The 13,756-nt window shown below is 66.9% G+C and carries 13 protein-coding genes; 10 read left to right on the forward strand and 3 right to left on the reverse strand.

Annotated features, from left to right (window positions below; genetic code table 11):
* Window positions 1-99 precede the first annotated feature (99 nt).
* From argH to DY468_RS14405, 5 genes are all read left to right on the forward strand, one after another.
* A complete protein-coding gene (argH, locus tag DY468_RS14385) occupies window positions 100-1,497 on the forward strand; it encodes an argininosuccinate lyase (protein WP_164605490.1) in 1,398 nt (465 codons plus the stop codon).
* 55 nt (window positions 1,498-1,552) lie between these two features.
* The gene (gene lptM, locus DY468_RS14390) at window positions 1,553-1,834 is read left to right on the forward strand and encodes an LPS translocon maturation chaperone LptM (RefSeq protein WP_164605491.1); all 282 of its coding nucleotides are present in this window, start codon (window positions 1,553-1,555) and stop codon (window positions 1,832-1,834) included.
* Window positions 1,835-1,842: 8 nt separating this feature from the next.
* Complete coding sequence (gene lysA, locus DY468_RS14395; protein WP_164605492.1) at window positions 1,843-3,108, forward strand: diaminopimelate decarboxylase; 1,266 nt, start codon at window positions 1,843-1,845, stop codon at window positions 3,106-3,108.
* A 367-nt stretch (window positions 3,109-3,475) separates the two neighbouring features.
* On the forward strand, window positions 3,476-4,045 hold the full coding sequence (locus DY468_RS14400) for a cytochrome b (RefSeq protein ID WP_164605493.1): 570 nt from the start codon (window positions 3,476-3,478) through the stop codon (window positions 4,043-4,045).
* Window positions 4,046-4,224: 179 nt separating this feature from the next.
* Window positions 4,225-6,774, forward strand: coding sequence for a TIGR02302 family protein (locus DY468_RS14405; protein WP_164605494.1), 2,550 nt, complete (start codon window positions 4,225-4,227; stop codon window positions 6,772-6,774).
* Between the two features lie 180 nt (window positions 6,775-6,954).
* Here the strand turns inward: DY468_RS14405 and DY468_RS14410 are convergent, their stop codons facing one another.
* Both DY468_RS14410 and DY468_RS14415 read right to left on the reverse strand, forming a co-directional pair.
* Window positions 6,955-7,332: a response regulator gene (locus tag DY468_RS14410; RefSeq protein ID WP_164605495.1), complete on the reverse strand. Its 378-nt coding sequence runs from the start codon at window positions 7,330-7,332 to the stop codon at window positions 6,955-6,957.
* A gap of 59 nt (window positions 7,333-7,391) precedes the next feature.
* Window positions 7,392-8,288 (reverse strand): MJ0042-type zinc finger domain-containing protein, encoded by an 897-nt coding sequence (locus DY468_RS14415; protein ID WP_164605496.1) that lies wholly within the window; start codon window positions 8,286-8,288, stop codon window positions 7,392-7,394.
* Window positions 8,289-8,431: 143 nt separating this feature from the next.
* On the opposite strand from DY468_RS14415, the gene ftsE reads away from it, so the two are divergent.
* The 4 genes from ftsE to DY468_RS14435 all read left to right on the forward strand — a co-directional run bounded on the left by ftsE (window position 8,432) and on the right by DY468_RS14435 (window position 11,777).
* Window positions 8,432-9,091, forward strand: coding sequence for a cell division ATP-binding protein FtsE (ftsE, locus tag DY468_RS14420; RefSeq protein WP_011160268.1), 660 nt, complete (start codon window positions 8,432-8,434; stop codon window positions 9,089-9,091).
* Window positions 9,084-10,070 carry a cell division protein FtsX gene (locus DY468_RS14425; RefSeq protein ID WP_164605497.1) on the forward strand — a complete coding sequence of 329 codons (987 nt, stop codon included), beginning with the start codon at window positions 9,084-9,086 and terminating at the stop codon, window positions 10,068-10,070. Before ftsE ends, DY468_RS14425 begins: the two co-directional genes overlap by 8 nt.
* A 158-nt stretch (window positions 10,071-10,228) precedes the next feature.
* Window positions 10,229-10,954 (forward strand): YdcF family protein, encoded by a 726-nt coding sequence (locus tag DY468_RS14430; RefSeq protein ID WP_164605498.1) that lies wholly within the window; start codon window positions 10,229-10,231, stop codon window positions 10,952-10,954.
* 13 nt (window positions 10,955-10,967) lie between these two features.
* Window positions 10,968-11,777, forward strand: a complete 810-nt coding sequence (locus tag DY468_RS14435; RefSeq protein ID WP_164605499.1) for a lysophospholipid acyltransferase family protein — start codon at window positions 10,968-10,970, stop codon at window positions 11,775-11,777.
* 18 nt (window positions 11,778-11,795) lie between these two features.
* Here DY468_RS14435 and DY468_RS14440 read toward each other — a convergent pair whose 3' ends face one another.
* On the reverse strand, window positions 11,796-12,374 hold the full coding sequence (locus DY468_RS14440; RefSeq protein ID WP_164605500.1) for a gamma-glutamylcyclotransferase: 579 nt from the start codon (window positions 12,372-12,374) through the stop codon (window positions 11,796-11,798).
* A 161-nt stretch (window positions 12,375-12,535) separates the two neighbouring features.
* Between DY468_RS14440 and DY468_RS14445 the strand changes: the two genes are divergently transcribed.
* Complete coding sequence (locus tag DY468_RS14445) at window positions 12,536-13,729, forward strand: DUF2125 domain-containing protein (protein ID WP_164605501.1); 1,194 nt, start codon at window positions 12,536-12,538, stop codon at window positions 13,727-13,729.
* The last annotated feature ends 27 nt before the right edge of the window (window positions 13,730-13,756 follow it).

Consider the following 13,756-nt stretch of genomic DNA (forward strand, 5'->3'; position numbering starts at 1 on the left):
GTCATCGAGCAAACGAGGTCGGCAAGCTGCGCAGGTTCGCGGGCGGCTGCTGGTGATGAGATGTGATTGAGACGCGAGCATGATCGTGAGCGGCGACAGATGAGCAACAAGATGTGGGGCGGCCGATTCACCGATCGCCCCGACGCGATCATGGAAGAGATCAACGTCTCGATCGACGTCGATCGTCATCTCTATGCCCAGGACATCACGGCGTCCAAGGCTCATGCGGCCATGCTCGCTGCGCAGGGCATTATCACCGCGAACGATGCGAAAAATATCGGCAAGGGTCTAGACACGATCCTGTCAGAGATCGGCGCCGGTAAATTCACCTTCAAGCGTGCGCTCGAAGACATTCATATGAATGTCGAGAGCCGGCTCGCCGAACTGATCGGCCCTGCCGCCGGCCGCTTGCACACCGCGCGCTCGCGCAACGATCAGGTCGCCACCGACTTCCGGCTCTATGTTCGGGATGTGCTCGACGAGACCGATGCGGCGCTGGCGGCGCTGCAGCAGGCGCTGGCCGAGCGCGCGCTCGAGCAGGCCGAGACGGTGATGCCCGGCTTCACCCATCTGCAGACCGCGCAGCCGGTCACCTTCGGCCACCATCTGATGGCCTATGTCGAGATGGTGGCGCGCGATCGCGGCCGGTTCCAGGACGCCCGCAAGCGGCTCAACGAAAGCCCGCTCGGCGCCGCGGCGCTGGCCGGCACCTCGTTCCCGATCGACCGTCACGCCACCGCCGCCAAGCTCGGCTTCGACCGGCCGATGGCGAACTCGCTCGATGCGGTGTCGGACCGCGACTTCGTGCTGGAGACGCTGTCGGCGGCCTCGATCTGCGCGGTGCATCTGTCGCGCTTCGCCGAGGAGATCGTGATCTGGACCTCGCCGCTGGTCGGCCTGATCCGGCTGTCGGACAAGTTCACCACCGGCTCGTCGATCATGCCGCAGAAGCGCAATCCGGACGCCGCCGAACTGGTCCGCGCCAAGACCGGCCGGGTGATCGGCGCGCTGAACGGCCTCTTGATCGTGATGAAGGGTCTGCCGCTCGCCTATCAAAAGGACATGCAGGAAGACAAGCAGGGCGCGATGGAAGGCTTCGCGGCGCTGTCGCTGGCGATCCGTGCGATCACCGGCATGGTCCGCGATCTCGAGCCGGAGCCGGAGCGGATGAAGGCGGCCGCGGGTGAGGGCTACGCCACCGCCACCGATCTGGCCGACTGGCTGGTGCGGACGCTGAAGATGCCGTTCCGCGAGGCGCATCACGTCACCGGCCGGATCGTCGGGCTGGCCGCCAAGAAGGGCGTGGCGCTGCACGAGCTGCCGCTCGCCGAGATGCAGGGGATCGAAAAACGCATCACCAAGGACGTGCTGGCGGTTCTCAGCGTCGAATCCTCGGTGAAGAGCCGTACCTCCTATGGCGGCACCGCGCCGAAGAACGTCCGCAGCCAGGCCAAGGCCTGGCTCAAGCGGCTCGCCAAGAACGGCAAAACGCGCTGAGGGCGGCCGCCGTCCGGCGTATTCGGGGGGCTCGCCAGCGCGGCGCAATCTCGGTATGGTGCCGCGCCAATTGGGGATATTCGACGTGAATCGCGTGACCAACCCATCGCGATGGGCGCTTCTGGTGATTGTGGCGGCGACGCTGGCGCTGGCGGGCTGCGGCCGTAAAGCCGGCCTGGATCTGCCGCCGGGCGTCGCCGATACGCCATCGGCCGCGCCGGCGACCAAGCCGGAGGCCAAGGGCGACGTGTTCGACTCGTCCTACGGCACCAACGCCCCGCCGTCCGCCGCCAAGGGGCGTAAGCGAAGCACCATTCTCGATCCGCTGCTGGACTAAGCGCCAAGATGCGTCATTTCGACTATCGCGACGGCGTGCTGCACGCCGAAGGCGTCAGCCTTGCGTCGATCGCGCAAGACGTCGGCACGCCGTTTTACTGCTACTCGACCGCCACGCTGGAGCGGCACTACCGGGTGTTCACCGAGGCCTTCGCCGGCCTTGATACGCTGGTGTGCTACGCCATGAAGGCCAATTCCAACCAGTCGGTGCTGCGCACGCTGGCCAAGCTCGGCGCCGGCGCCGACGTGGTGTCGGGCGGCGAATTGCAGCGGGCGCTGGCCGCCGGTATTCCGCCGAGCAAGATCGTGTTTTCCGGCGTCGGCAAGACCGAGCCCGAGCTGCGCGCCGCGCTCGCCCACGACATCAAGTGCCTCAACGTCGAATCCGAGCCCGAGCTCGAACTGCTGTCGCGGCTCGCGGTCGAGACCGGTCGCACCGCGCGGATTTCCCTGCGGGTCAACCCGGACGTCGACTCCGGCACCCACGCCAAGATTTCGACCGGCAAGTCCGAAAACAAGTTCGGCATTCCGATCCGTCACGCCCGCGAGGTCTATGCCCGCGCCGCCAGGCTGCCGGGCATCAAGGTTACCGGCGTCGACGTCCATATCGGCAGCCAGATCATCGACTTGGCGCCGATGGAAGCGGCATTTCGTATCGTCGCCGAATTCATCCACGTGCTGCGCGGCGATGGCCACACCGTCAGCCACGTCGATTTCGGCGGCGGCCTCGGCATCCCGTACTACGAGGATCGCGACGCGCCGCCGGAGCCGTTCGCCTATGCGGAGATGGTCAAGCGCGTCACCCACAATCTCGGCTGCGCGCTGCTGTTCGAACCCGGGCGGATGATCGTCGGCAATGCCGGCATCCTGGTCGCCAAGGTGATCTACGTGAAGCACGGCGACGGCAAGACCTTCGTGATCATCGACGCGGCGATGAACGACCTGATCCGCCCGACGCTGTACGAGGCGTATCACGAGATCCTGCCGGTGGCGGAGCCGGCGCCCGGCGCCAAGATGATGGTGGCCGATGTGGTTGGCCCGGTGTGCGAAACCGGCGACTACCTCGCGCTCGACCGCAAGCTGCCGGAGCTGAAGTCCGGCGATCTGATCGCGATCATGACCTCGGGCGCTTACGGCGCGGTGCAGGCGTGTACTTACAATACGCGCGCGCTGGTGCCTGAAGTGCTGGTGAAGGACGATCAGGTCGCGGTGGTGCGTCCACGCATCGAGGTCGAGCAACTGATCGCGATGGACAAGCCGGCGCCGTGGCTGTGAGCAGGTCGTTCCCCTGAGAAAAGTCGTCCCCCTGAGAGAAGGGGGGGACCGCCAGACGCGGCGTACAAATTCCTGGCGGTCCCGGCCGCGCTTGAAATCCATAGCCGTGAACATGCGGCTTCGCCGGCCACGCGCGCGACCGGCCGACCGTAGCGCTCCGGCGGATCAGAGCAATTTGAAGTGCTTTTTAACCTAACCGATCAACCTTAACGGAGCAGCGCCGGCTCCAATTGGAGCGCGCCGGGCTGCACATCATCGGTGGCTACTGCGATGAAACAGCCTTAGTTCGGCCCCCAAGGCATCCCAACAGGGGGGCGGCGTGGCTACGTGCCGGACCGCCACCGACCCTCGGCGAGACCTTACCACTATGACGGACCTGACTGCCGCGAATACACCCGCCGGGCCCGACAAGTACCCGGTCGTTCTCCGCATCCTGCATTGGCTGCGCGCGATTCTGATTCTTGGACTGATTGCGGCAGGCTGGACGATGACTTCGCTCGACGACGGCACCGAGGCGAAGTTTGCCCAGCTCTATCCACTGCACAAATCATTCGGCGTCCTGGTCTTCCTGATCGTGCTGGTTCAACTGGCGATTCGGAGTGCGGTGCGTCTGCCCTCAGAGCCGGTGCTGCCCGCACACGAGCGAGTACTGTCGCGCGTCGTTCACATCGCGATCTACGTGCTGCTGTTGACCGTTCCATTGATGGGTTACGCGATGTCCAGCACCTATCCGGATAGCGACGGTGTGACACTGTTCGGCCTCCCTCTCCCCGAACTGCTACCCAAGAGCGAGCCGTGGTTCCGCGTGTTCCAATTCCTGCACAAGGTCTTTGCGTACAGCCTGCTGGGGCTGGTCGGATTGCACGTCGCGGGCGCTTTGAAGCATCGCTTTGTCGATGCCGATCCGAACGCCGACGTGTTGCGGCGGATGTGGTAGGGCCTGCGCGCTCGCGCGGCGGCTGAGCAGGTTCGGGCCGGCCGTGGCCGGCACTGTGACGAGGTCCGCACGACGACGTCACGTCTTTGTGTCGGGGCCGGTCTGTCCGGGCTCGGGCCTGCTGTGCCTCATTGCCGCCGTTGTGCTACGCTGCTGTGAGCAGCAATCCGGAGAGATGGTTGAGCGGCAGCATTCCCGATCCGTCGCAGGCCCCGCACGATGAAGAGGCGGTCGCGCGGCTGCACCTGGACAAGGCGATCGGGCGCGCGACGCTGGCGATTGCCTGGGAACGGGCATGGCCGCACCTGGCGCGATTGATCAGCGTCGTCGGGCTGTTCCTGGCACTGTCGTGGGCTGGTCTCTGGCTGGTGTTGCCGTTTTCCGGCCGCATCGTCGGCATGGTGCTGCTGGCCGCGCTCGCGCTCGCCGCCCTGATCCCCGCCGTCAGGTTCCGCTGGCCGAGTCGCGACGAGGCGCTGGCGCGGCTCGACCGGAACACCGGCCTGAAGCATCGCCCGGCCACCGCTCTCGGCGACACGCTGGCGACCGGCGATCCGGTGGCGCGGGCATTGTGGCAGGCGCAGCGTGACCGCACCCTGGCGACGATCCGCGGGCTCAAGCCGGGGTTGCCGTCGCCGCGGCTGCCGATCCACGATCCTTGGGGGCTGCGGGCTCTTGTGGTGATCCTGTTGGTCGCGACCTTCTTTGCGGCCGGCGAGGAACGCACCGCGCGGGTGATGGCGGCGTTCGACTGGAACGGCGCGATGGCGCCGTCGAATGTCCGGGTCGACGCCTGGGTGACGCCGCCGGTCTATACCAACAAGCCGCCGATCATTCTGACCTCCGCGTCCAACAAGGATCTCGCCACCCCGAGCAGCGGCGCGCTGGCCGTACCAGTCGGCTCCACCTTGCTGGTCCGGTCGAGCGGCGGCGACCTCGATGTCGCGGTCAGCGGCGGCGTGGTCGAGATCAAGCCGGACAACGAAGTCCCGAAGGGCGTCAGCGAGCGGCATTTCCGCATCACCGGCGACGGCACCGCGCGCGTGCGCGCGCCGGCGAGCGAAGCCCCGTGGAGTTTCTCAGCGACGCCGGACAAGCCGCCCGCAATCGCGCTCGCCAAGGAGCCGCAGCGCCAGGCGCGCGGCTCGCTGCAACTGTCCTACAAGCTCGAAGACGATTACGGGGTGACGGAGGCCGAGGCGCGTTTCACCGCTGCGCCGGCCGCCAAGACCCCTGACGCTAAACCGGCTGATGCGCCGCGGCCGTTGTTCGAGCCGCCGCAGATCAAGCTGGTGCTGCCGAATGCCCGCACCCGTGCCGGCGTCGGCCAGACCGTGAAGGATTTCAGCGAAGATCCCTATGCGGGCGCCGAAGTGGAGCTGACGCTCACCGCCAAGGACGAGGCCGGCAACGAAGGCCGTAGCGAGCCGTTTGCGATGCGGCTGCCGGAGCGGCTGTTCACCAAGCCGCTGGCCCGCGCTTTGATCGAGCAACGCCGCATCCTGGCGCTCGACGCCAACGCCAACAAGAAAGTCCACACCGCGCTCGATGCGTTGATGATCGCCCCCGAGGTGTTCACCCCGAACGCCGGTCAGTATCTCGGGCTCTACACGATCGCCGATCAGCTCGAACGCGCCGGCACCGACGACCAGCTCCGCGAGGTCGTGAGCAATCTGTGGTCGCTGGCGGTGTCGATCGAAGACGGCGATGCGTCGGATGTCGAGAAGGCATTGCGGGCCGCGCAGGATGCTCTGAAGGACGCGCTGGAGCGCGGCGCGCCGGACGAGGAGATCAAGCAGCTCACCGACAAGCTGCGTGCGGCGCTCGACGCCTACATGCGCCAGCTCGCCGAGCAGCTTCGCAACAATCCGCAGCAGCTCGCCCGGCCGCTCGATCCGAACACCAAGGTGATGCGGCAGCAGGATCTCGACGCCATGATCCAGCGGCTGGAGCGGATGTCTCGCTCCGGCGACAAGGAGGCCGCCAAGCAACTGCTCGATCAGCTCGCGCAGATGCTCGAGAACCTGCAGATGGCCCAGCCCGGCCAGGGCGGCGACAGCGACATGGAGCAGGCGCTCAACGAACTCGGCGACATGATCCGCAAGCAGCAGCAGCTCCGCGACAAGACCTACAAGCAGGGGCAGGATCAGCGCCGCGACCGGATGCGCGGCCAGGACGGCGAGCAGAATCTCGGCGATTTGCAGCAGGATCAGCAGAACCTGCACGACCGCTTGCGCAAGCTGCAGCAGGAACTCGCCAAGCGTGGCTTCGGCCAGAACCAGCCCGGCGACAAGGGCGAGCAGGGTCAGCAAGGCCAGCAAGGCGAGGGCGGTCTCGATCAGGCCGACTCGGCGATGGGCGACGCCGAAGGCCGGCTCGGCGACGGCAATGCCGACGGCGCGGTGGACTCACAAGGCCGCGCGCTCGAAGCGCTGCGCCAGGGCGCGCAGAAACTCGCCGAAGCGATGCAACAGGGCGATGGAGACGGCCAGGCCGATGGCCAGGGCAACCGTCCCGGCCGACAACAGAGCGGCGCCAACCAGACCGATCCGCTCGGCCGTCCGCTCCGCGGCCGCGACCTCGGCGACGATCTCACCGTGAAGATTCCCGGCGAAATCGACGTTCAGCGCGTCCGCCGCATTCTCGAAGAACTCCGCCGCCGCCTCGGCGATTCCGGCCGCCCGCAGATCGAACTCGACTATATCGAGCGGCTGCTGAAGGATTATTAGGGCGGCTCACCGCCAGCCCCGTCATTCCGGGCGCTCGCGTCGCGAGCGAGCCCGGAATCCAGAAGTTGGGGCGCCGGGCGGCGCCCAAATAGGAAACTCACTGCCCGCGTCGCCCTCACCCCAGCCCTCTCCCGCAAGCGGGAGAGGGGGCGCGCTGCGAAGCGGGGATGGCGTTGGTGATTAGTTTCTCTTCTTCGCCGTGAGCGCATCCGCGACTGCTGTGCGGATGTCGGCCACCGAGAACGGCTTGGTGACGACGTCGTGCACGATCGCGTCGAGGCCGGAGGCGCGTTCGCGTTGATCGGCGAAGCCGGTCATCAGCAGGATCGTCAGTTCCGGGAAGTCGCGCGCCGCTGCCAGCGCCAGCGCGATGCCGTCCATGATCGGCATCTTGATGTCGGTCAGCAGCAGGTCGAATCTGCCGTTCTGGTTGGTGAGGATCTCCAGCGCTTCGCTGCCGTCCTCGGCCGTCACGGTTTCGTGGCCGTCCATGCCGATCGCGCGTGCGACCAGCATGCGCATCGATTCTTCGTCGTCGGCGATCAGGATGCGCGCCATCGTTCTATTCCCTCGTCGCGGCCGGCGCCGGTCCGCGTGCAACTATACTCATCATGACCTCAGGCGCCGCCTGCGGCAATGTCACGCCGGTTGAAGAAGCGCACGTCGATCGATCGCGCTTCGGCGGGCGGCGACGCCAGCCGTGTCCGGAACCAAGCGGTCTCGCCGGGCCGCAGCGCCTGCTGTTCCAGCACCGCGTTCCAGGCGTAAATCTCGGTGCCCTTGCCGTCGCGCACCGAGAATCGCAGTCGCGGCACATCGACGGTCTTCTTGGCTTGGCCGACGATCACGCCTTCGATCACCAGCACCGGCTTGGATTCCACCGTCTCGCGGCTGATCTTGACGTCCTTGATCGCCAGCCCACGCAGGTTCACGTCGAAACCGATCGTCTGGTAGAACGCCGCCGTCTGCGGCATCAGCCGGACGATGTCGACGCGCCAGATCAGCAGGCCGAGCGCCACCGACCCGAACACCGCGATCGCAAGCTGCGCGTTGAGGAGCGACTTGACCGCCTTGATCGGCTCCTGGCGCAGTTCCGTCAGCCGTTCCTTGATGCTGCTGTGGCGGCGCCTGGTGCCGAACGACGGTTTGCGTTTGCGCCGCCGCGGCAGCGGCTCTTCGTCGTCGCCCGGTGCGGGCTCGTTGGCAAGCGCGCGCACGAACGGATCGAAGTCGCCCTGCCCGGGCAGGTCCGCGGTGATCGGCGGGCTCTCGACAACGGGGGGGTCTTGCTCATCCTCGGTCACGCCCCAACCGGGGTTATTGGCAAGGTCGTTGGTGGCCGGCTGCTGTTGGTCGACCGTCATCGCGGCGACACGGACGTCGCTCTGCACGTCTTCGGGGCGCGCCAGCCAGACTTCCTTGCACCGGGAACAACGTACCGTCCGGCCGGCATCTCCCAGTTTGGCCGGATCGATCGCATAGGATGTCGTACAATGCGGGCAGACGATATGCATGGCGAATCGCTGGCTATAAGGTTCGTCCGATCGTACCGGCGTTCCGTTAACGAATCGGAAACCATAGCCGCCTCACAACGGCGGCACGGGCAGATGGCGTGGCGTGCCCTTTCTCCCCGCGCCGATCGAAATCGGAGCTGAACGTGGTCCGCTTCGAAAATGTCGGCCTGCGCTATGGGCTTGGTCCGGAGATTCTCCGCGACCTCAATTTTGCAATTCCGGCGCACTCGTTCCAGTTCCTCACCGGCCCGTCCGGTGCGGGCAAGACCTCGCTGCTGAGGCTGCTGTTCCTGTCGTTGCGGCCGACCCGCGGGCTCGTCAATCTGTTCGGCAACGACGTGTCGCTGCTCGGCAAGGACGAGGTCGCGGCGCTGCGCCAGCGCATCGGCATCGTGCTGCAGGACTTCCGCCTGCTCGACCACATGACCACCTATGAGAACGTTGCGCTGCCGTTCCGGGTCACCGGGCGTGACGAGTCGAGCTATCGCAAGGAGGTCATCGATCTGTTGAAGTGGGTCGGACTCGGCGACCGGATGGACGCGCTGCCGCCGGTGCTGTCGGGCGGCGAGAAGCAGCGCGCCGCGATCGCCCGCGCGGTGATCGGCCGGCCGCATCTGCTGCTCGCCGACGAGCCGACCGGCAACGTCGACCCGACGCTCGGGCGCCGGTTGCTGCGGCTGTTTGTGGAATTGAACAAGACCGGGACCGCGGTGGTGATCGCGACACACGACATCAATCTGATGGATCAATACGAAGCGCGCCGGCTGGTGCTGCACCAGGGTCGGCTTCACGTTTATGAATAGGCTGGGGCCGGTGCGCAGAGCCGACGAACGCGACATCATGGTCGACCTCGGGCACGAGCGCCCGCAGGTGCCGCCGAAGGCGCGCAACGCCTCGCCGATCGTGCCGCGGGCTTCGATCTCCGGCCGCGCGCTGGTCGCCGTGGTGGCGATCATGACGTTCCTGGCGTCGATGACCACCGGCGTGGTGATGTTGATCAGCGCCTCGGCGACGGAGTGGCAGTCGGAGGTCTCCAGCGAGCTGACCGTCCAGGTGCGCTCGGTGCGCGGTCGCGACCTCGATCGTGACGCCGAACAGGTCGCCGAGGTGGTGCGCAGCCAGCCCGGGATGGTCGAGGTGCGGATCTTCACCAAGGAAGAATCCGCCAAGCTGCTGGAGCCGTGGCTTGGAACCGGCCTGTCGCTCGACGACCTGCCGGTGCCGCGGGTGATCGTGGCGCGCACCGTCCCAGGCCGCGGTCTCGATTTGGCCGAACTGCGTCGCCGTGTCGCTGAAGCGGCGCCGAGCGCGACGGTCGACGATCATCGCGCCTGGATCGAACGGATGCGGTCGATGACCGGTGCCACGGTGTTCGCGGGGCTCGGCGTGCTCGGCCTCGTGATCGTCGCCACCATCATCTCGGTGTCGTTCGCCACCCGCGGCGCGATGGCGGCCAATCGGCCGATCGTCGAGGTGCTGCATTTCGTCGGCGCCAGCGATCGCTACATCGCCAATCGCTTCTTCCGCCACTTCCTTCTGCTCGGCCTGCAGGGCGGGCTGATCGGCGGCGGCGCCGCGATCTTCGTGTTCGGCTTTTCGGAATCGGTGGCGACGTGGTTTTCCGGCACCCCGGTCGGCGACCAGTTCGCGGCGCTGCTCGGCACCTTCTCGCTGCGCCCGACCGGCTATCTGGCGCTCGCCGGCATGGCGGTTCTGATTGCCGGGATCACAGCTCTGGCCTCCCGCCGCACGCTGTTCAGCACGCTGAACTCGATCGAATGAGCCGCCAATGACCGCTGAGCTACCGCCGCACCGCTGCGGTCGTTCGACCATCCGGCGGACTCCCTTTCGCCCGAAATCGCATTAGAGTCCGGGCATCTTTCGCGTGTCGCCAGCGGCGGCCGCGAAACGCTCGTTAAACGAGGCCTCTCGCACGTCCCATGCCGTCGTCGTCCGATCTCAACCCGCTCTCTTCGCCGTCAGACCGTCCGGTTCGACGCGGCGGGCGGCTGCGCGCGACGATTGTGGCGGTGCTGGCGCTCGGCTTCGTCGCCGTGGCGGGCGGCTTCGTCGTGTTTCTGGCGCAATTGCACGGCGCCGAGCAGCAACCGCGCCACAACGCGGACGGCATCGTGGTGCTGACTGGCGGCTCGTCGCGGGTTTCGGATGCGGTGGAGCTGTTGGCCGCCGGCTATGGCAAGCGGCTGCTGATCTCGGGCGTTCATCGCACCAATGGGGCCCGTGACATTTCCCGCTCGGTGCCCGAAAGCCGGGATTTGTTCAGTTGCTGCGTCGACCTCGACCGCTCCGCGGTCGATACCCGCAGCAACGCTTCCGAAACCCGGCGCTGGGTTCAGGAGCGCGGCTTCCGCTCGCTGATCGTGGTGACGTCGAATTATCATATGCCGCGTGCGATCGCCGAAATGTCGCACGCCATGCCGGACGTCGAATTGATTCCGTTCGCGGTGATCGGCGACAAGTGGCGCGACGAGCCGTGGTGGACCAGTGGCGGAACGCTGCGGCTGTTGCTATCGGAATACGCCAAATATCTCGCGGTCGAGCTGCGGGTGCGACTGTCGAAGTTCGGCATTGAGCTGATGCCCGAACCGGCCGAACAGGCCGAACCGACCGGCGCCCGCAAGTCAGCGACAGCCGCCGTCAACTGATCGGACCGTTCCGATGTTCGTGATCTTTCTGCGCTCGCTGATTTTCAACGTGTTGTTTTACCTGTTGCTGGTCGGCTGGCTGATCGTGGCGATCCCGACCTTCCTGCTGCCGCGCCGGGCGCTGATCAAGGTCGCCAAGATGTGGGGCCAGAGCAGCATCTGGCTGATGCGCCTGGTGTGCGGCACACGGGTCGAATTTCGCGGGTTGGAGAAGATTCCGCCGGGGCCGCTGATCGTCGCGCCGAAGCATCAGTCGATGTGGGAGACCTTCGCGCTGCTGCAGTTCTTCGATGCGCCGCTGTACATCCTCAAGCGCGAACTGACCTGGATTCCGGTGTTCGGCTGGCTGCTGGTCAAGGCCGACATGATCGCGATCAATCGCCGCAAAGGCGGCCGGATCCTGATGGAAATGGCCAAGAGCGCCAGCCGAGAGGTCAATCGCGGCCGTCAGTTGATCATCTTTCCGGAAGGCACCCGAACCCCGGTCGACGCGCCGCCGCACTACAAGGCCGGCGTCGCTCAGATCTACGCCGATTGCGATGTGCCGTGCCTGCCGGTCGCGCTGAATTCCGGGCTGTTCTGGCCGCGCCGGCAGTTCATGCGTTATCCCGGTACGATCGTGGTCGAGTTCCTCGATCCGCTGCCGGCCGGCTTGGAGCGGCGGGAATTCCTCACCCGCGTCAGTGCCGCGATCGAGACCGCGAGCAACCGGCTGATCGCGGAGGCGCGCAAGGAGCAGGCGGAGCTGTTCGGCCGGGTGCCGAGCGTCACGTCGCATCAGGCGAAGCAGGCGCCGAAGCCCGAACGCGGCCAGGCCGGCTGATCGCGCGCCGATTCGGCGTCAGCGCGGCGTCGGTGCGTCGTCGCGCAGCGCTTCGGCGAGCTGGTGCAGCGGCACGTCGCGGCAGCCCTGGGTTTCCAGCGCCTTCACGGTGGCGACCACATAATCGCGGTTCGGCCCGGAGCGGCCATGTCCCTGGCGGACGTGGCGGAGCTGTTCGGCAGGCGTCAGCCGCCCGGCATATTGCGCATGACCGCGATCGACCACGTAGGCCAGCGCGCTGACACGGCGGCGGGCATGGTCCTCGAGCCAGACCGAGCGCTTCACCTCGCGATACACGCTGGTCACCTGCTCGCGCTCGCGCAGGTAGGCGACCGTCGCCATTCGCTGCGCGTCAGCGACCCGGAACGCGATGCCGCGGCAGGCGCCACCGCGATCGAGCCCGAGGACCAGGCCGGGCTGCTCCGGCGTGCCGCGATGGACGAACGAATACACGCACAGCGCCCGGTGCTCGCCGATCAGCCGTGCCGGCACCCGCTCGACGAAGTCGAAGCCGGGATTCCACATCAGCGAGCCATAGCCGAACACCCAGAGGTCGCCGTCGGACAGCTCGGATTCGGTGAGGGTTTTGGCGGACATGCGTGCAGGCGGGGCTATCGTGCAAATGACAAAATCAGTCCTTACCCCATCGGGCCGTGAAGCGTGAGCGGTTTGCCGCGCGGGCCAGCCGCGTTCGCGGCATGGCGTGCGGCAGCCGGTCGCGGATTCCCTTTTCGGGCTTCTCCCCTTAAGTAGGCGCGATGGCAGATTTCCCAATTTCCCCCCGCCGCCCGTTGTGGCCCGTGCTGTTGCTCCCCGGCGTGGTGGTGCTGGCGGCGCTCGCCTGGAGCGCGTTCTGGTTGTTTTCCGCGAGTCAGGTCGATCGCATCGTCGATGAATGGCGGGCCCGCGAAGCCAAGGCCGGCCGCAGCTATGATTGCGGCCAGCGCTCGGTTGCGGGCTTTCCGTTCCGGCTGGAAGTTCGCTGCGAGAACGCCAGCGTCGCGCTGACCTCGCAGACCGCCGAGCAGGTCGCCAGCCAAACCCCGATGACGGCGAAGCTCGGTGAAATCCTGGTGGTGGCTTCGCTGTATCAGCCGAGCCTTCTGATCGCCGAGTTCAAGGGACCTGCGACCTTTGCGGATCGCGGTCAGCCGGTGTCGATGGAGCTGAACTGGAAGACCGCCGGCAGCAGCGTCGCCGGACTGCCGGCCGCGCCGGAGCGCGTCGCCCTGGTGTTCGACGAGCCGGTGCTCGACGGATTGAGCGGCGCGACCCGTGTGCCGCTCGCCCGCGCCCGGCACGCCGAGCTGCACGGCCGGCAGCGCGGGGCTTCCGGCACCGAGCCTCGCCAGCTCGAGGTCGATCTCAGCCTCGACGGCACCTCGGTGCAGAACCTGCATCCGCTGCTCGCCGATCCGCTCGACGCCCACCTTCGTCTCTTGATCAGCGGCCTGAAGGACTTCAGGCCGAAGCCGTGGCCGCAGCGCTTCCGTGAGCTGCAGGCCGCCGGAGGCCGCATCCAGTTCGAACAGGCGCGGATCCAGCAGGGCGACATGGTGGCGGTCGCCACCGGCTCGCTCGGGCTGACCCCGCAGGGCTATGTCGACGGCGAATTGCAGATGGTGGCCACCGGGCTCGATAAGGTGATCCCCAAGCTCGGCATCGACAAGATGCTGGAGCAGGGCGTGTCGCAATCGACGCTCGACCGGCTGGCGCCCGGCGTTCGCGCCAACGACGTCAACAACGTGCTCGGCGCGCTCGACCGCGCCATTCCGGGCCTCGGCCAGGTGGTGCGCAAGAACGCCAACGTCGCGGCCGTCGCCGGCATCGACGCGCTCGGCCAGGAAACCACGCTGGAAGGCCGCCCCGCCCGCGCCTTCCCGCTGCGCTTCGTCGAAGGCGCCGTGATGCTCGGCCCGCTGAAGGTAGGGCAGACCAAGCCGTTGTTCTGAGGCGATGGGACTCCACATCGCTAAGCG

This window comes from Rhodopseudomonas sp. BR0M22, from assembly GCF_010907035.1.
Taxonomy (GTDB): Bacteria; Pseudomonadota; Alphaproteobacteria; order Rhizobiales; family Xanthobacteraceae; genus Rhodopseudomonas.